Genomic DNA, 25,541 nt, shown 5'->3' on the forward strand with positions numbered 1-25,541 from the left:
CTCGCGGTCAGGTCCGGTGCTCGGCGAAGAAATCGAGCAGCAGCCGCGAGCACTCGTCCTCGCGCACCCCGCCCACCACCTCCACCCGGTGGTTGACCCGTCGGTCGCGGACCAGGTCCCACACCGACCCGGCCGCGCCGGCCTTGGGGTCCCACGCGCCCAGGACGAGCCGGGACACCCGGGACAGCACGACCGCTCCCGCACACATCGCGCACGGTTCGAGGGTGACCACGAGCGTGCAGCCCTCCAGGCGCCACTCGCCGATCGCAGCGGCCGCCGCGCGCAGCGCGAGGATCTCGGCGTGGGCCGTCGGGTCGCCGTCCGCCTCTCGGCGGTTCACGCCGAGGCCGAGCACCCCGCCGGCGGCATCCAGGACGACGGCGCCGACCGGGACGTCACCGCTCGCCTTCGCGGTGGCGGCCTCGTCTAGCGCCAGGCCCATCCACGCCTCGAGCACTGGGTCCACCGACCAGCCGCTCACCTCAGAGCTTCGAGCAGCTCGTCGAAGCCGCACCGCTCACCGAGGTCGGCCACCACCGAACCCGGGTCGTTCGGGGACTCCAGGACCAGGTCGACCAGCTCGACGGCCTCGACGCCCCAGTCCTCCAGCACACCGGGGTCACCCACCCACGGCGGCGGCGGCTCGACCTCGATGGCAGCCGCGGCGAGGTCGGCGTCGGCCTCGGCCATCAACGGGTCCTCGTCCACCTCGGGAGCGTCCTGGTCGGCGCCGTCCTCGTTCTGGTCGTCACCAAGGTCCGAGGCCGAAGTCGTTGCGGCAGAGGGGTTGCGCAGCTCGAGATACTCCTCCAGCTCGATGTCCCCCACCGGCGCGAGGACCATCGCGTAGTGACCGCGCTGGCTGGCCTCGAAGTCGCTGACGAAGGCCCGCGGGTCGTCGTCCCCGTCGGTGCGGATCAGCGCGAACCACTCCTCCTCGTGCTCGATCACGGCCAGCACCGGTCCCGGGTGGCCGCTTGCGCGAACGTGCTCGGCGACCTCGTCGAGCGACTCCAGGTCGTCCAGCCCGACGTCCAGTGCGCGCCATCGTGATCCGGTGCGGCCGATCACTGCGCAGAAGTAGGACACCCGCACATCGTGGCACGACAGCACGGCGCGAGGCAGGGGTCACGAAGGCCTGCGTTACGGGTACGTTCTGCGTATGCGCGTCCACGTCGCCGACCATCCGCTGATCGCCCACAAGCTCACCGCCTTGCGCGACGAGAACACCGACTCACCCACCTTCCGGCGACTAGCTGACGAGCTGGTGACCCTGCTCGCCTATGAGGCGACCCGCGACGTCCGGGTGCAGCCCGTCGAGATCAAGACCCCGGTGGCCGCCACGACCGGCATCCGACTGAGCCAGCCGAAGCCGCTCGTGGTGCCGATCCTTCGTGCGGGTCTGGGCATGCTCGACGGCATGGTCCGGCTCCTGCCGACGGCCGAGGTCGGCTTCCTCGGCATGGTGCGCGACGAGGAGACCCTCAAGGCCACCACCTACGCGAACCGGCTGCCGGACGACCTGTCCGGACGGCAGTGCTACCTGCTCGACCCGATGCTCGCCACCGGCGGCACCCTCGCCGCGGCCATCCACTTCCTGGTCGATCGCGGCGCCGACGACATCACCGCGATCTGCCTGCTCAGCGCCCCCGAGGGGGTCGCACGGCTGGAGAGCGAGCTGGCCGGGTTGGACGTCCCGATCTCGGTGGTCACCGGCGCGATGGACGAGCGGCTCAACGAGCAGGGGTACATCGTGCCCGGCCTGGGGGACGCCGGGGATCGGCTGTACGGGGTCGTCTGAGGCCCGCCGTCACTCTGCGTTCATCACAGACGGGACGATTCGGACACTGCAGACCGGCGCGCCTCACCCCATCGGGCGATCCCGTCAGCCAGGATGCTCTGTGGCGGCGCCGACCGGCGCTGTTGCTGTGCGCTAGCAACGAGGTGATTGGGATCGGCAAGCTCAAGAAGCCCCTGCTCTGGCTGGCCATCGCCTTCGTCGCCTATGCGGTCTTCAAGTCGCCGGATCAGGCGGCGTCCATCGTGAAGTCCGCGTGGCAGGGCCTGCTCGACGGCCTCGCCGCGATCGGCCACTTCTTCGACGCGCTGCTGTCCAAGTAGGCCCGCTCGTGGGCATCGTCCAACCCGTCGGCCCCCGCCGTACGCGGACGCCGCAGCCGGCGCTCAACCCGATCGGCCTGCGGCGGGTGCACCGCTACCTGCTGCCCAGTGAGCGCGCGGTGATCGTCACCCGTAGGCACTGGGCCGTGGTCGCCGAGCCGGCGCTGGTGGCCGTGCTCGGCATCATCCTGTCGGGGGTCGTCATCGGCTGGATCGGAGACGCCGCACCGTTCCTGGTGAACGTCGTCGCGCTCGGTGCGCTGGCCCTGTGCCTGCGGGCGGTCTGGCGGATCGGCGAGTACTGGTGGGACTGGTTCGTCGTCACCGACGCGCGGCTGCTGCTGACCCAGGGCCTGCTCACCCGGCGGGTCGCAGTCATGCCGCTGACGAAGGTCACGGACATGTCGTACAACGTCTCGATGGTGGGGCGCGTGCTCGGCTACGGCGAGTTCGTGTTCGAGTCCGCAGGCCAGGAGCAGGCGCTGCACAAGGTGACCTACCTCGGGCGCTCGAACGTGCTGTTCGCCGTCCTGTCCGAGCAGCTGTTCGGCGAGGGCGGCATCGTGCCGCGCACCCGGCGCCGCTGGGACGACTGACCCCTCCCCGCAAGCCCGCGAGTGACTAGGCGCGGGCCTCCCGGTCGGCCGCGTCCATCGCGGCCGCCTGCTCCGGCGTCGGCGCCGAACCCCCGAGGTGCGCCGGGTGCCACCAGGCGTCCTCGCCGTGCTTCGGCTGCTCCGGTGTGCGGCGCTGGAGGTCCTCCAGCAGCTCTTGAAGGCGGCTGCGCAGCGTGTCGGTCAGCTCGTCGCCGTCCGCGCCCTTCGGGGCAGGGATGGGTTCACCGACCGCGATCAGGATGTGCCGACCGCGCGAGGTCAGGTTCTTCGGGTGGCCCTTGGTGAACATGCGCTGCCCGCCCCAGAGCGCGACCGGCACCAGCGGCGTCCGGGAGGCCTGAGCCAACCGGACCGCGCCAGACTTCAGCTCCTTCACGGTGAAGGAGCGGCTGATGGTGGCCTCGGGGAAGATGCCGACGACCTCGCCGCCCTTGAGCGCCGTCATCGCCGTGCGGAAGGATGCCGTGCCGGCGTCCCGGTCGACCGGGATGTGGTGCATCCCGCGCATCAGCGGGCCGCCGATCCGGTCCTTGAACACGCCGTCCTTGGCCATGAACCGGACGAGCCGCTTGGAAGGCTGGGCGGCCAGCCCGGCGAAGATGAAGTCCAGGTAGCTCACGTGGTTGATCGCCAGCACCGCGGGGCCCTCACGCGGGATGTGCTCCGCCCCGGTCACGCTGAACTTCATGCCGAGCGCGAAGAAGGCGGTGCGGCACAGCCCGATCACCGGCGGGTACACGAGGTCGGCCATCCGCTGACCCTACTGCGCCGGCTTGCCCGCGGTGACGGCGCTGGCCGCCGCCCACGGCCCGCCGTACCAGTACTGCGCTCCGAGACCGGTGACCCGAACGTCCCGTGCGCCGAGCTCGCTCAGCCGCGCCGCGATGTCAGCCACGTGCCGAAAGTCCACCAGGAGCAGCCTCCCGTCCGCTCGGACTACCCGGAACGCCTCGTCCACCGCGGCCCGCCGCCCGTCGGCGTCCGCGATGTTGTGGATCGCGAGAGCGCTGGTGACCAAGTCGAACGAGCAGTCCTCGAACGGCAGGTCGGTGATGTCGGCGGTGTGCAGCTCGATGCGTTCGGCAGGCGTCGTGCGGCGGCGATGAGGACGGCGCCGCGACCGCAGCCGAGATCCAGCACCTGCTCAGTTCCGGTGAGGTGTTCGGCGGCGAGCAACCGCTCCCAGACTCGCAGCTTTCCCCGAGCGGTGGTGTGCAGGAAGACCATCGCTTGCGCGAACCAGACGACCGCCGGCACCAACCACCAGGGCGTGAGCGCGACGAGGGCCAGACAGACCAGGCCGGCGGCGATCATCAGCGACGGCACGTAGGGAGCATCCACGCCGTAACGGAACAGCGACGCCCGACGCTCGGGTTCAGCCTGCATGGGCAGACTGTGCCACCGACCGCCACCGGCTGGGGTCGGTACGCTCGCCCCGTGCGTCGATTCCCGCTGGTGCCAGCCACGACCGGCGACCTCGAGCTGGGCGACCTGTTCGCCGTCCCGCTGAAGGGCGGTGATCTGTCGGTGTTCCAAGTGCGCGGGCTCAAGGGGTCCGGAGCGGGCGCCTACACGCACTTCGTGGCCGGGATCGTCGACTGGCGCGCGCCGGCACTGCCGGTCGGCTTCGACCTGCGCGGACGACGTGCGCTGGCCGAGGGGGTCGTCCGGTTCGAGGTCTTCGCGGCCGGCCGCGCCGAAGTGTTCGGCAACAGCGACGAGGTGGTCCCGCCCGTCGCGTGGTCGGAGCTGGCGAAGGACTTCACGGCCGGCACCAGCACCGAGGTGTGGGCCTGGAAGAGCCTGCGCCGCCGGGCCGAGCTGGCGCTCAAGAAGAGCAAGCCCGGCTGAGGGTCAGAGGGCCTTGACGGCGGAGACCACCTTGGTCAGCGAGTCCTTGGCGTCGCCGAACAACAGGGTGGTCTTCGGGTCGTAGAGCAGCTCGTTCTCGATGCCCGCGAAGCCCGGCCGCATGGACCGCTTGAGGAACACCACCTGCTGCGCCTGGTCGACCTCCAGGATCGGCATGCCGTAGATCGGCGCTCCCGGCGTCGTCTTGGCGGCCGGGTTCACCACGTCGTTGGCCCCGACGACGAGGGCGACGTCCGCGGTGCGCAGCTCTGGGTTGATCAGCTCCATCTCCTTCAGCGCCTCGTAGGGCACGTTGGCCTCGGCCAGCAGCACGTTCATGTGCCCTGGCATCCGCCCCGCAACCGGGTGGATGCCGTACAGCACCTCGATGTCGCGGGCTTCCAGCAGCTCGGCGAGCTCGCGGATCGTGTGCTGCGCCTGTGCGACGGCCAGCCCGTAGCCGGGCACGATGACCACCTTGCGCGCGTAGCCGAGCAGGATTGCGACGTCGTCCGCGCTGCCCGAGCGCACCGGCCGCTCCGGACCCGTGCCGGCCATGACGGCCGTCGACGGGCGGAAGGCACCGAACAGGATCGAGGTCACCGACCGCCCCATCGCGGCCGCCATCAGCCGAGTCAGGATCGTGCCGCTCGCACCGACCAGCGTTCCCGCGACCAGCAGCAGGGTGTTGTTCAGCACGTAGCCGCTGGCCGCGACGGTCAGGCCGGTGAACGCGTTGAGCAGCGAGATGACGATCGGGACGTCGGCCCCGCCCACCGGCAGGACGAACAGCACGCCGACCAGCAGCGAGACCAACGCCAGCAGGGCCAGCGTCCACGCCTCGGGCTGACCGTCCGAGCCTTGGACGACGACCGTGACCGCGAGCGCGACGGCGACGGCCAGCGACCCGCCGAACAGGTACTGGCCGCCCTTGATGGTGACCGGTCGGGTGGTCATCAGCTCCTGCAGCTTGGCGAACGTCACGCAGGAGCCGCTGAACGAGACGCAGCCGACCAGCACGGTGAAAGCCCCTGCGGCAGCGGCGATCCCGCCCGCGTCCGCCTCCAGCGTCAGCTCGAGCCCGGCGACCAGCGCAGCGGCAGCGCCGCCGACGCCGTTGAACAGCGCGACCAGTTGCGGCATCTGGGTCATGGCGACCCGTCGCGCCGCCGGCACCCCGACCGCGCAGCCGACTGCGATGGCGACCAGGATCGGCACGACGTGGTCCATGTCCTCGGACAGGAACGCGGTCACGACGGCCAGCACCGCGCCCCCGGCGCCGATCAGGTTGCCGCGTCGCGCCGTCCCGGGCGACGAGAGTCCCTTGAGAGCCAGGACGAAGCAGGCCGCGGCGATCAGGTAGAACAACGCCGTCCAGTTCGCGGAGAGCAGGCTCATCGAGAACCCCCGCCCGACGAGCGGCCCTTGAACATCTCGAGCATCCGGTCGGTCACCACGAAGCCGCCGACCATGTTCACGGTGGCCAGCACGACCGCCAGCAGCCCGAGCGCCAGCCCGAGCCCGGACGACGTCCGTCCGGTGACCAGGATCGCGCCGACCAGGATCACACCGTGGATCGCGTTGGCCCCGCTCATCAACGGCGTGTGCAGGGTCGTCGACACCTTCGAGACGACCTCGAAGCCCACGAAGACCGACAGCACGAAGAGCGTCAGCATGGTCATGCCGTCCATCAGGATCCCTCCTCCAGCAGCAGGCGGGTGGGTTCGTGCAGCACGTCGCCCGCATGCGTCACGCACGCGCCGGCGAGCACCTCGTCGTCCAGGTCGACCACCAGCTCGCCGTCGCCGGACACCATGAGCGCCAACAGGTTCGTCAGGTTCTTGGCGTACAACCGGCTGGCGTCCACCGGCATCGCCGAGGCGGCGTCGGCCATCCCGACCTGGATGACCCGACCGACCTGGATCGCCTCTCCCGCAATGGATCCCTCGACGTTGCCGCCGCTCTCCGCGGCCAGGTCGACGACCACCGAACCCGGCTTCATCGCCGCGACCATCTCCCGGGTGACCAGCAGCGGCGCGGGTCGCCCGGGGACGGCGGCGGTGGTGATCAGCGCGTCGGACCTGGCCACGAACGGCGCGAGCAGCTCGCGCTGGCGGGCCGCCCGATCCTCGCCCATCTCGCGCGCGTAGCCGCCGGCGCCCTCGATCGACTCCAGGTCGAGCTGGACGAAGGTCGCGCCCATCGAGCGCACCTCGTCCGCGGACGCCGGGCGCACGTCGTACGCCTCGACCACCGCACCCAGCCGCTTGGCCGTCGCGATGGCCTGCAGTCCGGCCACGCCGGCGCCCAGCACCAGGACCCTGGCCGGCGGCACCGTGCCTGCCGCGGTCATGAACAACGGGAAGAACCGCGGCAGCCGCATAGCCGCCTCGAGCGCGCAGCGGTAGCCGCCCACCAGCGCCTGCGAGGTCAGTGCGTCCATCGACTGGGCGCGCGAGATGCGCGGCACCAGCTCGACCGAGAACGCAGTGACCTGCGCGTCGCGCAACGCACGCACGCCGTCCGGTTCAGCGGACGGCGAGAGGAACCCGACGGTCACGGCGCCGGGTTTGAGCCGGGCGATGTCGGCGGGCAGCAGCGGGCGAACGTGCAGGACGACGTCCGCCCCGGCCAGCACGTCGCCGTCCACGACCTGGGCGCCCACCGCACGGTAGGACTCGTCGTCGGAAAGGGCCTGTGCGCCGGCTCCGGACTGCACCACGACGACATGCCCGGCCTGGACGAGCGGCGCCACCGTGTCGGGCACGGCCGCGACGCGTCTTTCCCCCGGGCGGGTCTCGGCGGGTACGGCGATCCTCATACCCAGGCAACCTAGGGGTTCAAGCGCTTCCAGCACGACATGCGGTACGTCACACGCCCAAGGAGTGGGCACCGGGCGCCGTCCGAGGGCCTAGAGCTGCGGTGCGACTGCGGCCGCGATCAGCTCGATGTGGGCCAGGTCGGCCAGGTCGAGCACCTGCAGGTAGAACCGGGTGGCGCCGAGCTCGGCGTAGTGACCGATCCGGTCGACGACCTCCGACGGGGTGCCGGCGAGGGCCGTGGCCCGGAGGTCATCGAGGTCCCGGCCGATCGCCGCCGCGCGCCTGGTCAGCTCGGCCTCGTCGCGACCGACGCAGATCGGGTGGGCCACGGACAGCACGAGCTCACGGCCGGTCAGCTCGCACGCTGCACGCACCCGGTCGAACGCCTCGGCGGTGTCCGCCACGGAGGAGAACCCCCGGTTGAACTCGTGCGCGTAGGTGGCCGCCAGGCGCGGCGTCCGGTTGGCGCCCCCACCTCCGATGATGATCGGTAACGGCGACTGGACCGGGCGCGTCAGGGCCGGGTTGTCGCTGAGCCGGTAGTGCTCGCCGTCGAAGTCGAACGGACCCTCGCTCGTCCACAGACCCTGCAGGATCTGCAGCTGCTCCTCGAAGCGGTCGAAGCGCTCGCCGAACGTGCCGAACGGCAGGCCGAACGCGCTGTGCTCGGCCTCGTACCAGCCCGTGCCCAGGCCCAGCTCCACGCGACCGCCGCTCATCTGGTCGACCTGCGCGACGCTGACTGCGAGCGGGCCGGGCTGGCGGAAGGTGGCCGAGCTGACCAGTGTGCCGAGCCGGATCCGGCTGGTCTCGCGGGCGAGCCCGGCCAGGGTGACCCACGAGTCCGTCGGGCCGGGGTGCCCGTCGACCCCCATAGCCAGGTAGTGGTCGCTGCGGAAGAAGCCGTCGAAACCCGCGTCCTCGGCGCACTTGGCGACCGCGAGCTGGTTGTCGTAGGTCGCGCCCTGCTGGGGCTCGATGAAGATGCGCAGGTCCATGCCGCTCAGGCTAGTTGTGCAGGTACATGTAGCCGAGCATCAGGACCGCGACCACGAGGGCGCCGAGCAGCAGGGCCGCCCCGGCATCCCGCTGGTGCTCGCGCTCGTTCTGCGGCTGGTGGTTGTTGCTCATGCGGACTCCCGAGATCGTCGGACCGTCCACCCCCTCTGACCTACGGAACCGTAACCTACTCCGAGTAAGGTCGTCAAGGTGCCACCATGCCCTCATGACCGACGACCAGCACGACGACAGCACGGCTGACCTCGACCCTCCTTCGCCGTTGGACCTGCTGGTCTGGGACGCGCCGAACATCGACATGACGCTGTCCAACGTCATCGGCGCCAAGCCGTCGCCCTCCTCGCGGCCCCGCTTCGACGCCATCGCGCGCTGGTTCGTGGACACGGCGCAGGACCGGGAGGTCGAGGGCAGCGTCTTCGCGAACATCCCGCCGGCCGCGGCCACCGGCATGCGCGGCTGGATCGAAGCCATCCGGTCGTTCGGCTACGCGGTGTTCGCCAAACCCAAGCTGCACCCGGACGACGACGTCGACCTCGACATGCTCGCGCACATCGCGGACCGGGCCGCTCAGCGACGGCTGGTCCGGCTGATCGTGGCCAGCGGGGACGGCCGGAACTTCCTCGAACCACTGGAGGGGCTGGCCCGCGACGGCGTGCAGGTCATCGTCCTGTCGTTCAGCGAGGTCGCCGGTTACGCGCTGGACTCCGACCTGCTGACCTTCATCGACCTGGAGGACGTGCCGGGCGCGTTCATCACTCCGCTGGACCGGGTACGACTGGACGCACTGCCACCCGAGGGCGCCTGGCTGCGGCCGAGCCGGTCGATGCGGGAGGTCGCAGCTGGGTGAGCCGGTGCGGCGGCGCGCGCGTCGCCTCGATGCCGGCCGCGCCTGCCTGGCCTACTCTGGACGGACCCGACTGCGGACCACCGGAAAGGCCCTGCACATCACCGAGACGACCCGACGCGCCGCTCGTCCCGTGGCGCGGGCCCCGCAGTCCCGGCCGTCGCACCGACGCCCGGGGCCGTCGGCGCGTGTGCGCCGACGGCGCAGCCTGCTGGTGCTGCTGCTGGTCGTCGTCACGATCCTCGGCGTCACCAGGCTGCTCGGCCGCGACTCCAGCGACGCCCACCCGAGCCGGGACGCGGCTGCGCAGCTGCCGGACGGCGGTTCGGCCGGCGGCGGTGGCCAGGTGACGGCGTCCTCCGGGCCGACCGCGTCCGGTGCGCCGGCCGCCCGCACCCCCAGGCTGCTCGGCGAGGTCGCCCTGCTCGGCCCGCACACCCTCGCCACCGTGCCGGCCGGCACCACCAAGGCGGTCGTCGTGCGCGGCGACGGCCGGACGACCGCGACGGCGACCATCGAGCTCTACGAGCTGGTCAAGGGCGCGTGGACGAAGCAGTCCTCATGGCGCGGGCACCTGGGGGCCAAGGGCTGGACTGGCGACCACCGCGAGGGCGACCTGCGCACACCCGCCGGTACCTACACGCTCTCGGACGCCGGCGGGCGGTTGGCCAACCCGGGCACGAAGCTGCCGTACCACCGCTCACCCCACTTCGTACCCACCGGTTCCAGCGTCTTCGGCGACTCACTGGCCGGCAGCTTCGACTACGTGATCGCGATCGACTTCAACCGCCGGACCGGCGTCTCGCCGCTGGACGGCACGCACCCGCAGGGCGATGCGCGGGGCGGCGGCATCTGGCTGCACGTCGACCACGACGGGCCGACCCACGGCTGCGTCTCGGTCCCGCGGGAGGGGATGAAGGCCCTGCTGCGGGCTCTCACCCCCCAGGACCACCCGGTCGTGATCATGGGCGACAAGTCCTTGCTCGCCACCTAAGGCTTGCTCCCCTCCGCCCGCCTTGCTCCACCCAACCCGCCTTTTGCTCGCTGAGAAGCGGTTCTGCGGGAGCAAAGCGGGTTGGGGGGAGCAACCTAGGTGGGCCTACGGCCGGTACGGTCGGACGGTGAGCGGGAGGGCGCAGGTGAGCTTTGGACGGCGCGACGTCCTCGCCGCGGCGGAGCGCATCCACGGGCACGTGCGACGCACCCCAGTGGCCCAGGTGGCGGGGAGCGTGCTGGGCGTCCGCGGCAGCGCCGAACCGGTCTGGCTCAAGCTCGAGATGCTGCAGCACTCCGGGTCGTTCAAGGCACGCGGAGCCTTCAACCGGGTACTGGCCGCCCGCCACGCAGGGCAGCTGCCGACTGCCGGGGTGATCGCAGCGTCCGGCGGCAACGCCGGACTCGCCGTGGCGCACGTCGCCCGACAGCTGGGCGTGCCCGCCGAGATCCACGTCCCGATCACCGCACCGGCCGTGAAGGTCGCCCGCCTCGCGGCCCTGGGCGCCGTCGTCGTCCAGCAGGGCACCGAGTACGCGCAGGCCTACGAGTCGGCGCTGGCCGCGGCGGAAGAATCCGGCGCGCTGTTCTGCCACGCCTACGACCAGCCCGAAATCTGCGCGGGACAGGGCACCCTCGGCCTGGAGCTTCTCGAGCAGCTACCGGACGTCGACACCGTCCTCCTCGCCGTCGGCGGCGGAGGGTTGATGGCGGGCGTCGCCACCGCGCTGCGCAGCCGGGCGCGGGTGATCGGAGTCGAGCCGGAGGCGATCCCGACGCTCAATGCCGCACTGATGGTGGGTTGCGTCGTGGACGTCGACGTCAGCGGCATCGCGGCTGACTCGTTGGGGGCGCGACGGCTGGGCGACATCGCGTTCGCTGCTGCGGTCGACTGCGAGGTGCGCTCGGTGCTGGTCAGCGACCAGGCGATCGTCGAAGCGCGACAACGGCTCTGGCGCGAGCTGCGACTGGTCGTCGAGCACGGCTGTGCCGCTGCGGTCGCCGCCCTGGCCACCGGTGCCTATCGTCCCGGTCCTGCTGAGCGGGTCGGGGTGGTGCTCTGCGGCGCCAACACCGACCCCGCCGATCTGGGCTGACCCGTGGCCGGTCCGCAGGTGGTAGCGCTGGTGGTCTCCCCCGGCCACAACTACTGGTTCCACTCGCCGGACCCGTCCGTCGGCGTCGGCCCGCACCCGACGGTCTATCCCGATCACGTCGATCTCGTTGCCGGGCAAGGGATTCGCGGCGACCGCTTCTACGGCAAGGTGTCCCGGTTGGCGTCCGCGGTCAGCTTCTTCGCGGCCGAAGCACTGGAGGCGGTCGAGGACGAGCTCGGGCTCGCCAGTGGTTCGCTCGACCCGCGGCTGACCCGGCGCAACGTCATCGTCCGCGGCATCGACCTGAACACCCTGCGGCACAATACTTTCAGCCTGGACACCGGGGACGGACCGGTGCAGTTCGAGGCAGCCGGCGAGACCTCGCCGTGCGCCTGGATGGACGACCAGCTGGCCCCGGGCGCCCGAGACGCGCTACGCGGGCGTGGTGGGTTGCGCGCCAACCCGACCACCTCCGGGGTGCTGCGAGTCGGACCCGCACGGCTGGTCACGGACGTCGAGCAGGACCCGGCCCGGGCCGGTGACCGGGTGCGCCGGCGCTCCCGACTCCCGTGAGCCCCGGCCCGAGCGGGGCTACCGGGTGCGGACGACGAGGCTGGGCAATCCTGCCCGATCAGCGGAACCGGCGCAGCCGCAGGCTGTTCGTCACCACGAAGACCGAGCTGAGACCCATCGCCGCACCGGCCACCATCGGGCTCAACAGGCCCGCAGCCGCGACCGGGATCGCGGCGACGTTGTACGCGAAGGCCCAGACCAGGTTGCCCTTGATGGTGCGCAGCGTCGCCCGGGACAGCCGGATGGCGTCCGCCGCGAGGCGCAGGTCGCCGCGCACCAGCGTCAGGTCGGAGGCCTCGATCGCGACGTCGGTTCCGGTACCCATCGCGATGCCGAGATCGGCCGCCACCAGTGCCGCCGCGTCGTTGACCCCGTCGCCCACCACCGCGACGACCGCCCCCTGCGCCTGGAGGCGGCGCACCACGTCCAGCTTGCCGACCGGCAGCATTTCGGCCACCACGTCGTCCGGTTCGATCCCCACCTCAGCGGCCACTGCGAGCGCTGTACGGCGGTTGTCGCCGGTGAGCAGGAGCGGCCGCAATCCCAGGCGCCGCAACGACTCCACCGCCTGCGGCGAGGTGTCCTTCACTCGGTCGGCAAGCACCAGCAGTCCGCGTGCCCGGGACTGCCAGGCTACCCAGACCACGGTGCTGCCGGCCTGCTCGGCGCGTTCCGCGGCGGCCAGCAGGACGTCGTCCAGGTCGATCCCTTCGGCCTGCAGCCAGCTGCGGCGCCCGACCTGCACCAGCCCTGCGGGCACGATGCCGTGCACCCCGAGCCCGTCCAGGCTGACGAACGACTCCACGGGCGCGGGGGCAGCGTCGCGGGCGGCGGCAAGCGCAACGGCCCGGGCGATCGGGTGCTCCGAGGCGTGCTCGACGGCACCGGCCAACGCCAGCACCTGCTTGGTCGACTCACCGTCGGCGGCGACGACGTCCTGCACGCTCATCCGACCGCTGGTCACGGTGCCGGTCTTGTCCAGCACGACGGTGTCCACCCGACGGGTGGACTCGAGCACCTGCGGACCCTTGATCAGGACGCCGAGCTGCGCGCCGCGTCCGGTGCCGACCAGCAGCGCAGTCGGGGTCGCGAGCCCCAGCGCGCACGGGCAGGCGATGATCAGCACCGACACCGCAGCGGTGACTGCCGCGGACGCCGAGGCACCGGACAGCAGCCAGCCCGCGAGGGTCAGCGCCGCCACCACGAGGACGAACGGCACAAAGACGCCGGACACCCGGTCCGCCAACCGCTGGACGTCGGCCTTGCCCGCCTGGGCCTGCTCGACGAGTCGGGCCATCTGGGCCAGCTGGGTGTCGGCACCGACCCGCTCTGCGCGGACGACGAGCCGGCCACCCGAGTTGAGAGTGGCGCCGACGACCTCGTCGCCGGGACGCACCTCGACCGGGACCGGCTCGCCGGTCAGCATGGACGCGTCGACGGCCGAGCTGCCTTCAACCACGACGCCGTCGGTGGCGACCTTCTCACCCGGCCGGACGACGAACAGGTCGCCGACGACGAGCGCTGACGCCGGAACCCGGCGCTCGGTCCCGCCGTCGAGCAGCGCTACGTCCTTGGCGCCGAGGCCGACCAGCGAGCGCACCGCCTCGCCGGAGCGGCGCTTGGCCCGCGCCTCGGCGTACCGGCCGGCCAGCAGCAGCACGGTGACGACGGCGGCCACCTCCAGGTAGCTCGCCTGATCGAGCCACCAGCCGGCGATCGACCACAGGTAGGCGGCGGCGACGCCGAGGCTGACCAGGGTGTCCATGGTCGCGGTGGCGTGCCGGGCGTTCAGCCAGGCGGCGCGGTGGAACGGCCACGCTCCCCACACCGCGACCGGTGTGGCCAGCGCGAGCGCCACCCAGCGCCAGCCGACGAACTGCAGCGCTGGGACCATGGACAGCAGCAGCACGGGCGCAGCCAAGACCGCCGAGACGACCAAGCGGCGACCGAGCGAGCGGATCTCGGCCAGCTGGTCGTCCTGGTCGACCGGTTGGCCGACCTGGTCAGCCCGGCGCGGCACGGCGCGGTAGCCGATCGCCTCGACGACCGCGACCAGCTCGGCGGTGGGGGTCGACGTGGCGGTGGCCACGGTCGCGGTCTCGGTGGCGTAGTTGACGGTGGCGGTCACCCCGTCGATCCGGTTGAGGCGCTGCTCGACCCGTGCGGCGCAGGACGCGCACGTCATGCCCCGGATGTCGAGCTCGACCTGGCTGCTGTTCATCGGACTCCCGCTCAGCTCGCCACGCCGGCGCTCACGAGCGCACCAGCCGGGCGATCGCGTCGGACGCCTCGCGCAGCTTGGCGTCGCCCCGCTCGCCACCTTCGGCGACCGCGTTCGCCACGCAGTGCGACAGGTGCTCGTCGAGCAGGCCGAGGGCGACCGCCTGCAGGGCCTTGGTCGCGGCGGAGACCTGGGTGAGGACGTCGATGCAGTACTGGTCCTGCTCGACCATCCGGGCGATCCCGCGCACCTGGCCCTCGATGCGGCGCAACCGCTTGAGGTGGGCCTGCTTGGTCTCGCTGTAGCCGGGGACCGCCGGGTCGGCCGACGGCGTGGTCGAGTCGAGGTCGAGGTCGAGGTCGGACACGGCAGGCTCCTGGGTCGGGACGAGTTCCGTCCTGACCCACTATACCCCTAGGGGGTAGTGCCGCCCATCCGTTGGTGATCGTGACGTAGTCGACGAACCCCATCGTGGCCCCAAAGGCCGTGTCGTAGGGTTGCGCTGGTTACCGACCAGTAGCATCATGGGAGTTACTGGTGGGTAACTGCACCCGCAGAGACCGCGCCGGCACGCAGCCGGGCCGCTAGCTGGAAGGACCGCGACCATGGGCCACTACAAGTCCAACGTCCGCGACATCGAGTTCACGCTCTTCGAGATGCTCGGGCGCGACGACCTGCTGGGCCATGGCCCCTACGGCGAGATCGACGGCGACACCGCGCGCGAGATGGTCCGCGAGGTGGCCCGGCTCGCCGAGCACGAGCTCGCCGAGAGCCTGCTCGACTCCGACCGCAACCCGCCGGTGTACGACCCGAAGACCTACGAGGTCACGGTGCCGCCCTCGTTCCGCAAGAGCTACCAGGCCTACCTGGACGCCGAGTGGTGGCGCACCGACATCCCCGCCGAGCTCGGCGGCACCGTCATCCCGCCGTCCCTGCGCTGGGCCATCGCCGAGCTGGTCCTGGGCTCCAACCCCGCCGTGCACATGTACTCCGCCGGCTTCGCCTTCGCCAAGGTGATGTACACCCTGGGCACGGACGAGCAGAAGGAGCTCGCCAAGCACCTGGTCGACAACCACTGGGGCGCCACCATGGTGCTCACCGAGCCGGACGCCGGATCGGACGTCGGCGCCGGCCGCACCAAGGCCGTGCAGCAGCCGGACGGCACCTGGCACATCAGCGGCGTCAAGCGCTTCATCACCAGCGCCGAGGCCGACTTCTACGACAACGTCGTGCACTTCGTGCTGGCCCGCCCCGAGGGTGCCGGCGCCGGCACCAAGGGCCTGAGCCTGTTCATCGTGCCGAAGTACCACGTCGACCTCGTGACCGGCGAGAAGGGCGAGCGCAACGGCGCCTTCGTCACCAACGTCGAGCACAAGATGGGGCTCAAGGTCTCCACCACCTGCGAGGTGCGCTTCGGCGAGGTCGACGCCATCCCAGCCGTCGGCACCCTGCTCGGCGAGGTGCACGACGGCATCGCGCAGATGTTCAAGATCATCGAGTTCGCCCGGATGATGGTCGGCACCAAGGCGATCGCCACCCTGTCCAGCGGCTATCTCAACGCTCTCGACTTCGCCAAGGAGCGGGTGCAGGGCGCCGACCTGACCCAGATGACGGACAAGGCGGCGCCGCGGGTGACCATCACGCACCACCCCGACGTCCGCCGTTCGTTGATGTTGCAGAAGGCGTACGCCGAGGGGCTGCGCGCGCTGGTGCTCTACACCGCCAGCCAGCAGGACACCGTGGACGTCGCCGCGCACAGCGGCGGCGGCAGCGAGGAGTTCGAGCCCGGCTCGGCCGCGGACATGGCCGTGCGGGTCAACGACCTGCTGCTGCCGCTGGTCAAGGGCTGCGGCTCGGAGCGGGCCTGGGTGCTGCTGGGCACCGAGTCGCTGCAGACCTTCGGTGGATCGGGCTTTCTGCAGGACTACCCCATCGAGCAGTACGTGCGCGACGCCAAGATCGACACCCTGTACGAGGGCACCACGGCGATCCAGGGCATGGACTTCTTCTTCCGCAAGATCGTGCGGGACAAGGGCCAGGCGCTCGGTCACCTGGCCACCCAGATCCAGGAGTTCGCCAAGGGTGGTGGCGGCGACCTCGGCACCGAGCGCGAGCTGCTCGGCAAGGCGCTCGAGGACGTGCAGGGCATCGTCGGCACGATGGTCGCCTCGCTGATGGCGTCCGACACCCGCCAGGGCGGCGACGTGACCAACATCTACAAGGTCGGACAGAACGCGTCCCGCCTGCTGCTGGCCACCGGTGACCTCGTCGTCGGCTGGCTGCTGCTGCGCCAGGCCGAGGTGGCCGGCGAGGCGCTGAAGGGCGAGGTCTCCAAGGCCGACAAGGCGTTCTACACCGGCAAGATCGCCGCGGCGTCGTTCTTCGCCCGGACGGTGCTGCCGAAGATCGCCGCTGAGCGCGCTATCGCCGAGGCCATGGACAACGCGCTGATGGACGTCCCGGAGGACGCCTTCTGAGTCACCCGATCGGATGAATCGGCCGAAACCTGCCCTTTTCGAAATGCGGTCCGAAGCCCCCTGTGAGTAACTGAGAGCCTTCGAGGGCAGCACTGACCCTCACGAGCTGGAGGTACTGACAATGGGCATCGGCGCGAGCGTCTTCTTGATCGCCGTCGGCCTCATCCTGGCACTGGCCGTGAACGTGGACATCTCGGGGCTGGACATCGCGGTCATCGGATGGATCCTGGTAGCGGCCGGCGCACTCGGCCTCATCCTGACCCTGGTGATCTTCGCCCCACGGCGCAGGCGAGCGGTCAATGGTGGCGTGGTCGAGGAGCGCCGCGTCTACGACGACCGCGACGTCGTCTGAACGAACCTCCGCAGCAAGGGCCGGCTCCAGCGTGGAGCCGGCCCTCGCGCGTTCCTGACATTGCCGCGATGGCCGAAGCCTCCGCGGCCGCACTGCGCCGTCAGGCCCTCACAGGTCAGGCACCTCGCAGGTCGAGATGCAGCACGGTCGGGGAACCTGGCGCCAGTTGCACCGGGATGCCCCAGTCCTGCTGGTAGAGGTGGCACGCAGCGAACTCGGGAACCTCGCCGGTCTCGGGGTCGCCATCGCAGGCGGCGGCCTGCACGCTCACGTGCAGCACCCCGCCGTCGGGCAGATCAGCCAGCCGCAGCGTTCGACGCAGCCCCGGCTCGCTGCCGGCTCCGTCGAGAAGCAGCTCAGGTGGCGTCGCGCCGACCACCAGCCGGGACGGGTCGCCGTATCGGTGGTCCAGCTTCTGACCCGTCGGCGGGACGAACCCGACGATCAGCTCGACCGTGCCCGGCGCCAGGTCGGTGGCCGGGCGCTGGGTCCGCCGGGCACCGCCGTCCATCCGCTGCGCGTCGGCCGGCACCGCCACCCGTGTCAGCCGGTGCGCCGCGGACTCGACGACCACCAGCACCGGATCGCCGGAGGTTGCGTCCACCACGGCGTCGCTCGGCTCGAGCAGGCCGGTGGCCAGCGTGGTCACCTCGCCGGACAACGGGTCGAACCGCCGCACCGCGCCGTTGTAGGTGTCGCACAAGGCGACCGAGCCGTCCGGCAGCACCGCGACGCCCAACGGGTGCTGCAGCAGTGCCTGCGCGGCGGGGCCATCCACGTGCCCGAAGTCGAACAGACCGGTGCCGACGTCGGTCAGCACCTCGAACCGGGAGCCGTCCACCTCGCGGGCGTGCACGTGCCGCAGCGCGGAGGTCTCGGAGTCCGCCACCCACAGCGTCGCGCCGTCCGCCGAGACGGCCAGACCGGACGGCTGGGCGAACCACGCGTCCGCCGCGCCGCCGTCCCGGATTCCCTCGGCGCTGGTCCCCGCGAGCACCTCGACGGTGCCGGCGACCGGGTCGAACCGCCAGAGCTGGTGGGTGCCGGCCATCGCGACCACCACCGCGTCGTCGAACCACGCGAGGTCCCACGGCGACGAGAGGTCTTGTGCTGCAGCGGATCCGCCGCCAGATCGCTGGCGCAGCTGGCGTCCGGTGCCGGCCACCGTGCTGACCCGCCCGTCGGACAGTCGCAGTCCACGCAGCGCATGGTTCACGGTGTCCGCGACCACCACGTCGTAGCCGACCTGCGCGGCCACGGCCTCGGGCAGCTGCAGCAGCCCCTGCGGCTCGCTCAGCTGAGCCTGGGCGGCCATGCCGTCCGCCGGACCCCTTGTGCCAGAACCGATCCGCCGGCGCTCGGTGACCAGGTCGGCATCCAGCTCGACCAGCTGATGGTGGGCCGTGTCGCTGACCAGGAACCTGCCCTCGGGCAGCGCGAGCAGCTTGCCCGGGAAGCGCAGCGACGTGGACGGCGGCGCCGGCGGCACGTACGGACCGCTGCCCCGGTGCAGCGTGCCCTTGACGTCGTGCTCGGCCACCAGCTCGTCGAGCAGGATGGCGAGCCCGTGCGCGTGACCCTCGCCGGACAGCTGGGCGACCACGTAGCCCTCGGGATCGATCACCGTCAGCGTCGGCCAGGCCCGTGCCGCGAAAGCCTTCCAGGTCACCAGATCCGGGTCGTCCAGCACCGGATGACGCACCTCGTACCGCTCGACCGCCGCCACCAGCGCGTCGGCGTCCGCCTCGTGCTCGAACTTCGGCGAGTGCACGCCGATGGTGACCAGCACGTCGCCGTTCTTGTCCTCCAGCGGGCGCAGCTCGTCCAGCACGTGCAGGCAGTTCACGCAGCAGAAGGTCCAGAAGTCGAGCAGCACGATCTTGCCGCGCAGGCCGGCCAGGCTGAGCGGCTCACCGCCAGTGTTCAGCCAGCCGCGCCCGGTCAGCTCGGGGGCGCGGACGCGGGCGCGGGTTGGGCTCGACATGGTGATCACATCCTACGAAGCACGCTCACTCGGTCTCGTCGTCGCCCCGAGCGCGAGCGTCAGCATCGGCCCTGGCCTGCAGGCGCATCAGGTAGACCTGGACGAATGCGGTGCCGATCAGACCGCCAACGAACAGCTGCACGGCAAGCGCGTCGTTACCGGCCAGGGCGATGGCCCACGAGACCAGGCTCGCGGCCAGCAGCAGCACCCACATCACCGGCGCACCGGTGTTGACCACGTAGCGCGTCATGCTGCCTGAGCGGCGGTACGAGATCGGCAGCAGCACCACGGAGATGGCCGCGAACACGAGGAACGCCACGGACTACAGCCGCCGATCAGCGAGCACCGGGAACCGCCCGCGCACGCCGGCCAGACCCGCGACGTCCAGCTCGACGGACAGCACCTGCGCACCGTCGCCCGCCTCGGCCAGCACCTCACCGCTCGGCCCGACGACCTGGCTGGCACCGCCCATGGCGTGCCCGCTGTGCGTGCCGGCCGTGTTGCAGGCGACCACGAAGACCTGGTCCTCGATCGCCCTGGCGCGGCTGAGCAGCGTCCAGTGCCCTACTCGGGCAGCCGGCCAGGCCGCGGGCATCACGACGACCTGCGCGTCGGCGTCCAGCAACCGCCGGAACAGCTCGGGGAACCGCAGGTCGTAGCAGGTCGCCAACCCGAGCCGGACGGCGTCCCCGCCGGTTGCGGACTGCGGGACGTCTAGCACCACGACGTCCTCGCCGGCCTCCAGCAGCTTCGGCTCGCCCTCACCGAAACCGAACCGGTGCACCTTGCGGTAGGTGCCCAGCAGCGCGCCGTCCGGGCCGAACACGAGCGAGGTGTTCCACAGGCCGCGGCCCTGCGCACCGCGGTCCGCGCCGTCGGGTGCCCGCTCGATGATCGAACCGGCGTGCAGCACCACACCGGCGTCGCGGGCCGCCGCGCTCATCGCGATGGCGGTCGGGCCGTCCAGCGTCTCGGCCCGGTCCGCCCACAGCCGGTACGAGAAGCCCTCGGGTGCCCACAGCTCGGGCAGCACGACGAGGTCGTGGCCGGCCAGGGCCCGGACCTGAGCCGCGACGCGCTCGATGCGATCCCGGACCGGCTCGCCGTCGCCGTACTCGACCTGCACCACGGCCACCCTCACCGGCGGACCTCCCTGTCGTCGTCGTGCGCGGCCAGCTCGGCCAGCCGGGCGTTGTACTCCGTCAGCTCGGCCTCGCCGTCCCGGTCGGCCTGGCGGTCGCGCCGCTTGGCCTCCCGGTCGTCCGACCGGACCCAGGCGATCGCGATGCCCATGCCGAGCAGCAGCACCGGCAGCTCACCGACCCCCCACGCGACCGCGCCACCGTACTGCTGGTCGGCCAGTGGCGAGCGCCCCCAGGTGCGGCCCAGCTGGGTGAGCACGTCCGGCGCGAGCAGCTGGCTGCCCTGCACGAGCGCGACGCCGAAGAAGGCATGGAACGCCATCGTGGCGAACAGCAGCAGCAGCCGCATCGGGTACGGCGGGCGGGCCGGCCCGGGGTCGACGCCGATCATCACGTTCGCGAACAGGTAGCCCACCAGCAGGAAGTGCGAGTTCATCAGCACGTGGCCGGTGTGCGTGCGCAGCGACAGCCCGAACAACGGCGAGTAGTAGAAGGCGATGAGGCTGCCCGCGAACAGCGCGCAGGCGACCAGCGGATGGCCGAGGACGGCCAGCACCCGGGAGTGGACGACGCTCAGCAGCCACTCGCGCGGACCGCGGCTGCCGTCCTGGCGGGCCGGCAGGGCGCGCAGCGCGAGCGTCACCGGTGCGCCCAGCACGAGCAGCGCGGGCACGACCATCGACATGGTCATGTGGCCCATCATGTGCGCGCTGAACAGCACGCGTCCGTAGATTCCGGGCGCGCCACCCGTGGCCCAGACCAGCACCAGGCAGCCGGCCACCCAGGAGACCGTCCGCAGCACCGGCCAGCCGTCGCCGCGGCGGGTCAGCCGTGCGGCGCCGACGAGGTAGAGCACGAGCAGCAGGCCGGCCACCGTCGTCCAGAGCAGGTCCAGCCGCCACGCGGTCAGCCAGGACGCCAGGTGCAGCGGCGCCGGCATCGGGTAGCCGGTGAGCACCAGGGCCGCGTCCGTGCTGACCGTCTCCGCCCGGGGCGGTGCGCTGTTGGCCAGCGCCACGGCGACGCCGATGGCCACTCCCATCACGACCAGCTCAGCGGACACCAGCCGCCAGAACGCCGCCCGGGCAGACGCCGCAGCACCCTGTGCCGCAGCGGTCGTGGCCTCGATCGCCGCGATGGTACGGCGTCGGTGCAGCAGGCCGGCGAGGCCGAGCAGCAGCAGCGCGACGACCTTGGCGATCACCAGCAGGCCGTACCGGGTGGCCAAGCCCTCCCAGCCGCCCAGGCGCAGCCAGGCGTTGACCGCACCGGACGCCGCGACGGTGACGAACGCCCACAGCGCCATCGTCGAGTAGCGCCGCACCACGGCGATCTGGCCGCCGCGCACCGAACCTCGAAGCAGCACCAGCGCGGCCAGCCCGCCGACCCACACCGTGACGCCGACCAGATGGAACGCGAGGCTGTCGACGGCGGCCTCGTGGTCCAGCGAGCCCGCGGCGTGGCCGGTCAGGGCCACCGGCAGCAACGCCCCGACGGCCAGCACGGCCATCCAGCCGACGGTGTTCACTCGCGTGGCCACGATCGCGCCGGTCGCGACGACCACCACGACCAGCGAGCTGATCAGCAGCGAGCGCAGCAGGTCGATCTGGGTGATGAACTGGCCGAGCTGCTCGGCGAACCCCGGCGCACCCGGCGCGATGCCAGCCAGCCGGGCGTAGCTCAGCACCAGCACGGCACCACCGGCCGCCGCCCACACCAGCGCCGTCCCGCCGGCCAGCCGGACCATCGCGAGGGTGACGCCCTCGAGCTGCGGGGAGCCGGCACCGCGCGCCGCCGGGCCCGCCCCACGGCGTCCCGTGCCGTTCGGTGGCAGTGCGACCGCGGCCAGCACGAGCAGTCCGACCGTCAGGCTCGCGGCGACGTCGCTGAGCACCCGGACCAGCGGCAGGCCCCACCGAGTCAGCGCTCCGGCGTCGGCCAGCGCGAGCGAGTCACTCGCGCCCGTGAGCAGCAGTCCGGCCACCGCGGCGAGCACGGCAGCCGCCGTGATCGTCGCCGCCACCGTGGTGAGCCGCAGCCCACGGGGGAGCGTCTCGGTGGCGGCCATGTCTCAAAGGGTAGGCGCCGAACCGAAGGCGATTTGCTCCAGAGTCGGAACAGGGTGCACTCTGGAGCGGTTGTTTGTATCAAGCAACTATTCATGGATGCCGAAGGAAACACGTATGTCCGATCTCGTCCCCGCTACAGCCGAGCTCGGCGAGCAGGTCGTGAGGCTGACCCGGCAGATGGGTGCGCTGAAGGCCCACGCGTCGTCCAAGCACCGGCACGGCGTCGAGTGGTCGTCGTACGTGCTGCTCTTCCACCTCGTCAAGCACGGCCAGCCCATGCGGGCGAGCCTGCTCGCCGAGGTGGTCTGCGCGGACCCGTCCACGATCAGCAGGCAGACCGCCTCGCTGGTCGAGAACGGGCTCGTGGAGAGACGTCCCGACCCGGACGACGGTCGCGCGGCTCAGCTCGTCGCCACCACCAAGGGACGGGAGCTCTACGCGCAGGTGCGGACCAACCGCGACGAGCTGTTCGCCGGCGTCCTGGCGGACTGGCAGGCGGACGACGTCCGCCAGCTGGCCACCTTGCTCGACCGCTTCACCACTGACCTCGAACGGCACCGCCCCCACTTGCTCAAGCAGATCGAAACTCAGGAGACCGCATGACCACCGACGCCCCGGCGTCCATCGAGTCCGTGGACGACGGAGGTCTGTCCCACCGACAGATCATGACCATCCTCGCCGGCCTGATGATGGGGATGTTCCTGGCCGCACTGGACCAGACCATCGTCGCCACCGCCATCCGCACGATCGCCGACGACCTGAACGGGCTGTCCGTCCAGGCCTGGGTGACCACCGCGTACCTCATCACGTCGACGATCGCGACGCCGCTGTACGGCAAGCTGTCCGACATCTACGGGCGCAAGCCGCTCTTCATCACCGCGATCTCGATCTTCGTCATAGGGTCACTCGCCTGCTCGTTCGCCACCTCGATGTACCAGCTCGCGGGATTCCGTGCGCTGCAGGGCATCGGCGCCGGCGGCCTGTTCTCCATGGCGCTGGCGATCATCGGCGACATCGTGCCGCCGCGTGAGCGCGCCAAGTACCAGGGCTACTTCCTCGCGGTCTTCGGCACCTCGAGCGTGCTCGGCCCGGTCGTCGGCGGGTTCTTCGCCGGCCAGGCCACGATCCTGGGCATCACCGGCTGGCGCTGGGTGTTCCTGGTCAACGTGCCGATCGGTATCGCGGCCCTGTTCGTGGTGAACCACACGCTCAACATCGCGCACCACCCGCACCCGCACCGGATCGACTGGAAGGGCGCCGTCGCGCTCACCGTGGGCCTGGTGCCGCTGCTGACCGTCGCCGAGCAGGGCCGCTCGTGGGGCTGGGACTCGCCCTGGGCGATCACCTGCTACGTCATCGGCCTGATCGGTGTGGCCGCGTTCTTCCTCGCCGAGCGTTCGATGGGTGACGAGGCGCTGATCCCGCTGCGGCTGTTCAAGGACCGCACGTTCTCGATCAGCACCGCCTCGAACGTCGTGCTGGGCATGGGCCTGTTCGGTGGCGTCTCGGTGCTGCCGCTCTACCTGCAGATCGTCAAGGGCTCGACCCCGACGCAGGCCGGCCTGCAGTTGCTTCCGCTGACCCTGGGCATCATGGCCGGCTCGATCGCCTCGGGCCAGCTCATCTCGCGCACGGGCAAGTACCGGATCTTCCCGATCATCGGTGCCTCGCTGATGCTGGTCGGCCTGCTGCTGTTCGCCCAGGTCGGCGCGGACACGCCCATCGCGCAGACCATGGTCGTCATGCTGATCTTCGGTCTGGGCCTGGGTAACTGCCTGCAGCCGCTGGTGCTCGCCATCCAGAACGCGGTCTCGCCGCGGGACATCGGTGTCGGAACGGCGTCCGCGACGTTCTTCCGGCAGATCGGCGGCACGCTCGGCGTCGCGATCTTCCTGTCGATCCTGTTCAGCAGCCTGCCGAAGAACATCGCGGCGGCCTTCAGCTCGGCGAAGAGCTCGCCGGACTTCCTCGCTGCGATCAGCGACCCCAAGAACGCCGAGTTCGCCAAGCAGCTCAAGTCCGGTGCCGTGGGCGGCTCCAGCTCGACGCTGAACGACTCGTCGTTCCTGAACGGCCTGGACGAGCGCCTGGCGCACCCGTTCCTGGTCGGCTTCTCCGAGTCGATGCAGCTGGTGTTCCTCAGCGCGGCCGTCGTGGTGGCCATCGGGCTGGTCGTGGTGTGCTTCCTGCCGGCGAAGGAGCTGCGCACCGTGTCGGGTCTGCAGGCCGCGCAGGCCGAGCGCGAGGCCGCTGCCCTCGAGGCGGGCCCCGCCCTCTAACCCCCGCACCTACCGCGCCCGCGTCGCGCGAAACAAGAGAAGTGGGGTATCTGAGCCACCTCAGGTGCCCCACTTCTCCTGTCTCGCCGAGCCTGTGGACAGGCGACGACACCGCGCAGGGGGTTCTGTCAGGGTCTGCTGGTGCCTGCAGCCAGCCAGCTTCCTGACGCCCTGATCGGCCGACCGTTCACCGTCGCGGACGCACTCGCACTCGGAGTGCCGCGAGACGTACTGCGGGGCAAGAGGTTTCGCAGCCCGTTCAGAGGCGTCCGGGTTCCCGCGGAACTGGAGGACACGCTGGCGACGCGTTGCCTTGCCGCCGCGCTGGTACTGCCGAAGGACGCCGTCTTCAGCCACTCAACGGCCGCCAGACTGCACGCGCTGCCCGTTCCCGGGGCTTGGCCGGACGAGCCGCTGCACGTAACGACCGGCTCGCTCGGGCTGCGACACAGCGGCATGGCCGTGCATGCGGCCAGCGAATTGCTGCACGAAGTGGACGACGACCACACCCTCCCTATCAGGACGGCCGCCCAGTGTTGGGCAGAACTCGCGACCGCACTCGCGGTGGACGACCTCGTCGTGGTCGGGGACGCCGCGCTACGTCGCGGGCTCGTGACCGACGTCGAACTCGAGACTCTGGTGAGCACACTGTCCGGACGCCGCGGCGTCAGGCGGCTGGTCAAGGCACTGCCGCTGCTGGAGCCGGCGACCGACTCGCCGATGGAGAGCCGGACCCGCCTGCTGCTCGTCGGAGCCGGGCTCCCCCGCCCGGTCGCAAACCGGGACGTCGTCGTCGACGGCTTGTGGATCGCTCGACCCGATCTGAGCTACCCGGAACTGAGGATCGCGATCGAGTACGAGGGTGACCACCACCGCAGCGACCGCCGTCAGTGGTTGCGCGACAAGACCCGCCGCCGGCTGCTCGAGGATGCCGGGTGGCTCGTCATCGAGATCACCTCGGTAGATGTGTACGTGACCCCGATCGCCACCGTCGCCCGAGTGCGCGCCGCGATCGCCTCCCGAAGCCCCCGTTGATCAGCGAAACCAGAGAAGTGGGGCACCTGGCCTGAGCCTGGTACCCC

28 protein-coding genes are annotated in these 25,541 nt (G+C 71.2%); 13 read left to right on the forward strand and 15 right to left on the reverse strand.

What is annotated here, in order from left to right:
• Positions 1-7: 7 nt before the first annotated feature.
• Positions 8-442 carry a nucleoside deaminase gene (locus ACPPVT_RS21795; protein WP_426567233.1) on the reverse strand — a complete coding sequence of 145 codons (435 nt, stop codon included), beginning with the start codon at positions 440-442 and terminating at the stop codon, positions 8-10.
• A 35-nt stretch (positions 443-477) separates the two neighbouring features.
• Positions 478-1,089 carry a tRNA adenosine deaminase-associated protein gene (locus ACPPVT_RS21800; protein ID WP_426564032.1) on the reverse strand — a complete coding sequence of 204 codons (612 nt, stop codon included), beginning with the start codon at positions 1,087-1,089 and terminating at the stop codon, positions 478-480.
• 73 nt (positions 1,090-1,162) lie between these two features.
• Here ACPPVT_RS21800 and upp point away from each other — a divergent pair, with 73 nt between their 5' ends.
• The 3 genes from upp (at position 1,163) to ACPPVT_RS21815 (ending at position 2,717) form a co-directional block, all read left to right on the forward strand.
• Positions 1,163-1,801 (forward strand): uracil phosphoribosyltransferase, encoded by a 639-nt coding sequence (gene upp / locus ACPPVT_RS21805; protein WP_426564034.1) that lies wholly within the window; start codon positions 1,163-1,165, stop codon positions 1,799-1,801.
• A 143-nt stretch (positions 1,802-1,944) separates the two neighbouring features.
• Positions 1,945-2,121, forward strand: coding sequence for a hypothetical protein (locus tag ACPPVT_RS21810; RefSeq protein WP_426564036.1), 177 nt, complete (start codon positions 1,945-1,947; stop codon positions 2,119-2,121).
• A gap of 8 nt (positions 2,122-2,129) precedes the next feature.
• Positions 2,130-2,717: a PH domain-containing protein gene (locus ACPPVT_RS21815; protein ID WP_426564038.1), complete on the forward strand. Its 588-nt coding sequence runs from the start codon at positions 2,130-2,132 to the stop codon at positions 2,715-2,717.
• A gap of 25 nt (positions 2,718-2,742) precedes the next feature.
• Here the strand turns inward: ACPPVT_RS21815 and ACPPVT_RS21820 are convergent, their stop codons facing one another.
• Both ACPPVT_RS21820 and ACPPVT_RS21825 read right to left on the reverse strand, forming a co-directional pair.
• A complete protein-coding gene (locus ACPPVT_RS21820; RefSeq protein WP_426564040.1) occupies positions 2,743-3,489 on the reverse strand; it encodes a lysophospholipid acyltransferase family protein in 747 nt (248 codons plus the stop codon).
• Positions 3,490-3,498: 9 nt separating this feature from the next.
• Positions 3,499-3,864, reverse strand: a complete 366-nt coding sequence (locus tag ACPPVT_RS21825) for a class I SAM-dependent methyltransferase (RefSeq protein WP_426567234.1) — start codon at positions 3,862-3,864, stop codon at positions 3,499-3,501.
• Positions 3,865-4,175: 311 nt separating this feature from the next.
• Here ACPPVT_RS21825 and ACPPVT_RS21830 point away from each other — a divergent pair, with 311 nt between their 5' ends.
• Positions 4,176-4,589, forward strand: a complete 414-nt coding sequence (locus ACPPVT_RS21830) for a hypothetical protein (RefSeq protein WP_426564042.1) — start codon at positions 4,176-4,178, stop codon at positions 4,587-4,589.
• Positions 4,590-4,592: 3 nt separating this feature from the next.
• Here ACPPVT_RS21830 and ACPPVT_RS21835 read toward each other — a convergent pair whose 3' ends face one another.
• From ACPPVT_RS21835 to ACPPVT_RS21855, 5 genes are all read right to left on the reverse strand, one after another.
• Positions 4,593-5,987 carry an NAD(P)(+) transhydrogenase (Re/Si-specific) subunit beta gene (locus tag ACPPVT_RS21835; RefSeq protein ID WP_426564044.1) on the reverse strand — a complete coding sequence of 465 codons (1,395 nt, stop codon included), beginning with the start codon at positions 5,985-5,987 and terminating at the stop codon, positions 4,593-4,595.
• Complete coding sequence (locus tag ACPPVT_RS21840; RefSeq protein ID WP_426564046.1) at positions 5,984-6,280, reverse strand: NAD(P) transhydrogenase subunit alpha; 297 nt, start codon at positions 6,278-6,280, stop codon at positions 5,984-5,986. Before ACPPVT_RS21840 ends, ACPPVT_RS21835 begins: the two co-directional genes overlap by 4 nt.
• Positions 6,280-7,410, reverse strand: coding sequence for a Re/Si-specific NAD(P)(+) transhydrogenase subunit alpha (locus tag ACPPVT_RS21845; protein ID WP_426564048.1), 1,131 nt, complete (start codon positions 7,408-7,410; stop codon positions 6,280-6,282). Before ACPPVT_RS21845 ends, ACPPVT_RS21840 begins: the two co-directional genes overlap by 1 nt.
• Positions 7,411-7,500: 90 nt before the next feature.
• Positions 7,501-8,409, reverse strand: coding sequence for an LLM class F420-dependent oxidoreductase (locus ACPPVT_RS21850; protein WP_426564050.1), 909 nt, complete (start codon positions 8,407-8,409; stop codon positions 7,501-7,503).
• A gap of 10 nt (positions 8,410-8,419) precedes the next feature.
• Positions 8,420-8,542: a hypothetical protein gene (locus tag ACPPVT_RS21855; RefSeq protein ID WP_426564052.1), complete on the reverse strand. Its 123-nt coding sequence runs from the start codon at positions 8,540-8,542 to the stop codon at positions 8,420-8,422.
• 94 nt (positions 8,543-8,636) lie between these two features.
• On the opposite strand from ACPPVT_RS21855, the gene ACPPVT_RS21860 reads away from it, so the two are divergent.
• The 4 genes from ACPPVT_RS21860 to ACPPVT_RS21875 all read left to right on the forward strand — a co-directional run bounded on the left by ACPPVT_RS21860 (position 8,637) and on the right by ACPPVT_RS21875 (position 11,935).
• Positions 8,637-9,275, forward strand: coding sequence for an NYN domain-containing protein (locus tag ACPPVT_RS21860; RefSeq protein WP_426564054.1), 639 nt, complete (start codon positions 8,637-8,639; stop codon positions 9,273-9,275).
• A 4-nt stretch (positions 9,276-9,279) separates the two neighbouring features.
• Complete coding sequence (locus ACPPVT_RS21865) at positions 9,280-10,266, forward strand: L,D-transpeptidase family protein (protein WP_426564056.1); 987 nt, start codon at positions 9,280-9,282, stop codon at positions 10,264-10,266.
• A gap of 127 nt (positions 10,267-10,393) precedes the next feature.
• A complete protein-coding gene (locus ACPPVT_RS21870; RefSeq protein ID WP_426564058.1) occupies positions 10,394-11,362 on the forward strand; it encodes a threonine/serine dehydratase in 969 nt (322 codons plus the stop codon).
• A 3-nt stretch (positions 11,363-11,365) separates the two neighbouring features.
• Complete coding sequence (locus tag ACPPVT_RS21875; protein WP_426564060.1) at positions 11,366-11,935, forward strand: MOSC domain-containing protein; 570 nt, start codon at positions 11,366-11,368, stop codon at positions 11,933-11,935.
• Between the two features lie 58 nt (positions 11,936-11,993).
• On the opposite strand, the gene ACPPVT_RS21880 is transcribed toward ACPPVT_RS21875, so the two are convergent.
• Both ACPPVT_RS21880 and ACPPVT_RS21885 read right to left on the reverse strand, forming a co-directional pair.
• The gene (locus tag ACPPVT_RS21880; protein WP_426564062.1) at positions 11,994-14,156 is read right to left on the reverse strand and encodes a heavy metal translocating P-type ATPase; all 2,163 of its coding nucleotides are present in this window, start codon (positions 14,154-14,156) and stop codon (positions 11,994-11,996) included.
• A gap of 31 nt (positions 14,157-14,187) precedes the next feature.
• Positions 14,188-14,523: a metal-sensitive transcriptional regulator gene (locus tag ACPPVT_RS21885; protein WP_426564064.1), complete on the reverse strand. Its 336-nt coding sequence runs from the start codon at positions 14,521-14,523 to the stop codon at positions 14,188-14,190.
• Positions 14,524-14,761: 238 nt separating this feature from the next.
• Here ACPPVT_RS21885 and ACPPVT_RS21890 point away from each other — a divergent pair, with 238 nt between their 5' ends.
• A complete protein-coding gene (locus ACPPVT_RS21890) occupies positions 14,762-16,633 on the forward strand; it encodes an acyl-CoA dehydrogenase (protein WP_426564066.1) in 1,872 nt (623 codons plus the stop codon).
• Positions 16,634-16,754: 121 nt separating this feature from the next.
• Positions 16,755-16,985: a DUF6458 family protein gene (locus tag ACPPVT_RS21895; RefSeq protein WP_426564068.1), complete on the forward strand. Its 231-nt coding sequence runs from the start codon at positions 16,755-16,757 to the stop codon at positions 16,983-16,985.
• A 115-nt stretch (positions 16,986-17,100) separates the two neighbouring features.
• Here ACPPVT_RS21895 and ACPPVT_RS21900 read toward each other — a convergent pair whose 3' ends face one another.
• Genes ACPPVT_RS21900 through ACPPVT_RS21915 form a run of 4 tightly spaced genes read right to left on the reverse strand, consistent with a single transcriptional unit; the run spans position 17,101 to position 22,179 of the window.
• Complete coding sequence (locus ACPPVT_RS21900; protein WP_426564070.1) at positions 17,101-18,969, reverse strand: NHL domain-containing thioredoxin family protein; 1,869 nt, start codon at positions 18,967-18,969, stop codon at positions 17,101-17,103.
• Between the two features lie 25 nt (positions 18,970-18,994).
• On the reverse strand, positions 18,995-19,288 hold the full coding sequence (locus ACPPVT_RS21905; protein ID WP_426564072.1) for a hypothetical protein: 294 nt from the start codon (positions 19,286-19,288) through the stop codon (positions 18,995-18,997).
• A gap of 3 nt (positions 19,289-19,291) precedes the next feature.
• Entirely contained in the window at positions 19,292-20,110 is an 819-nt protein-coding gene (locus ACPPVT_RS21910) for a carbon-nitrogen family hydrolase (RefSeq protein ID WP_426564074.1), read from the reverse strand.
• A complete protein-coding gene (locus tag ACPPVT_RS21915) occupies positions 20,107-22,179 on the reverse strand; it encodes a cytochrome c oxidase assembly protein (RefSeq protein WP_426564076.1) in 2,073 nt (690 codons plus the stop codon). The genes ACPPVT_RS21910 and ACPPVT_RS21915 overlap by 4 nt, the downstream gene beginning before the upstream one ends.
• A 115-nt stretch (positions 22,180-22,294) precedes the next feature.
• Here ACPPVT_RS21915 and ACPPVT_RS21920 point away from each other — a divergent pair, with 115 nt between their 5' ends.
• The 3 genes from ACPPVT_RS21920 to ACPPVT_RS21930 all read left to right on the forward strand — a co-directional run bounded on the left by ACPPVT_RS21920 (position 22,295) and on the right by ACPPVT_RS21930 (position 25,494).
• Entirely contained in the window at positions 22,295-22,783 is a 489-nt protein-coding gene (locus tag ACPPVT_RS21920; RefSeq protein WP_426564078.1) for a MarR family winged helix-turn-helix transcriptional regulator, read from the forward strand.
• Positions 22,780-24,459 carry an MDR family MFS transporter gene (locus ACPPVT_RS21925; protein WP_426564080.1) on the forward strand — a complete coding sequence of 560 codons (1,680 nt, stop codon included), beginning with the start codon at positions 22,780-22,782 and terminating at the stop codon, positions 24,457-24,459. The genes ACPPVT_RS21920 and ACPPVT_RS21925 overlap by 4 nt, the downstream gene beginning before the upstream one ends.
• A 141-nt stretch (positions 24,460-24,600) precedes the next feature.
• Positions 24,601-25,494: a hypothetical protein gene (locus tag ACPPVT_RS21930; protein WP_426564082.1), complete on the forward strand. Its 894-nt coding sequence runs from the start codon at positions 24,601-24,603 to the stop codon at positions 25,492-25,494.
• Positions 25,495-25,541 lie beyond the last annotated feature (47 nt).

The organism is Angustibacter sp. McL0619, from assembly GCF_049994355.1.
Lineage (GTDB): Bacteria > Actinomycetota > Actinomycetes > Actinomycetales > Angustibacteraceae > Angustibacter.

Coding starts and splice junctions, on each gene's coding strand:
- upp (WP_426564034.1), top strand. CDS start 1,163: ATGCGCGTCCACGTCGCCGACCATCCGCTGATCGCCCACAAGCTCACC.
- ACPPVT_RS21845 (WP_426564048.1), bottom strand. CDS start 7,410: ATGAGGATCGCCGTACCCGCCGAGACCCGCCCGGGGGAAAGACGCGTC.
- ACPPVT_RS21920 (WP_426564078.1), top strand. CDS start 22,295: ATGTCCGATCTCGTCCCCGCTACAGCCGAGCTCGGCGAGCAGGTCGTG.
- ACPPVT_RS21795 (WP_426567233.1), bottom strand. CDS start 442: ATGGGCCTGGCGCTAGACGAGGCCGCCACCGCGAAGGCGAGCGGTGAC.
- ACPPVT_RS21820 (WP_426564040.1), bottom strand. CDS start 3,489: ATGGCCGACCTCGTGTACCCGCCGGTGATCGGGCTGTGCCGCACCGCC.
- ACPPVT_RS21860 (WP_426564054.1), top strand. CDS start 8,637: ATGACCGACGACCAGCACGACGACAGCACGGCTGACCTCGACCCTCCT.
- ACPPVT_RS21895 (WP_426564068.1), top strand. CDS start 16,755: ATGGGCATCGGCGCGAGCGTCTTCTTGATCGCCGTCGGCCTCATCCTG.
- ACPPVT_RS21840 (WP_426564046.1), bottom strand. CDS start 6,280: ATGGACGGCATGACCATGCTGACGCTCTTCGTGCTGTCGGTCTTCGTG.
- ACPPVT_RS21855 (WP_426564052.1), bottom strand. CDS start 8,542: ATGAGCAACAACCACCAGCCGCAGAACGAGCGCGAGCACCAGCGGGAT.
- ACPPVT_RS21880 (WP_426564062.1), bottom strand. CDS start 14,156: ATGAACAGCAGCCAGGTCGAGCTCGACATCCGGGGCATGACGTGCGCG.
- ACPPVT_RS21890 (WP_426564066.1), top strand. CDS start 14,762: ATGGGCCACTACAAGTCCAACGTCCGCGACATCGAGTTCACGCTCTTC.
- ACPPVT_RS21915 (WP_426564076.1), bottom strand. CDS start 22,179: ATGGCCGCCACCGAGACGCTCCCCCGTGGGCTGCGGCTCACCACGGTG.
- ACPPVT_RS21835 (WP_426564044.1), bottom strand. CDS start 5,987: ATGAGCCTGCTCTCCGCGAACTGGACGGCGTTGTTCTACCTGATCGCC.
- ACPPVT_RS21925 (WP_426564080.1), top strand. CDS start 22,780: ATGACCACCGACGCCCCGGCGTCCATCGAGTCCGTGGACGACGGAGGT.
- ACPPVT_RS21900 (WP_426564070.1), bottom strand. CDS start 18,969: ATGTCGAGCCCAACCCGCGCCCGCGTCCGCGCCCCCGAGCTGACCGGG.
- ACPPVT_RS21850 (WP_426564050.1), bottom strand. CDS start 8,409: ATGGACCTGCGCATCTTCATCGAGCCCCAGCAGGGCGCGACCTACGAC.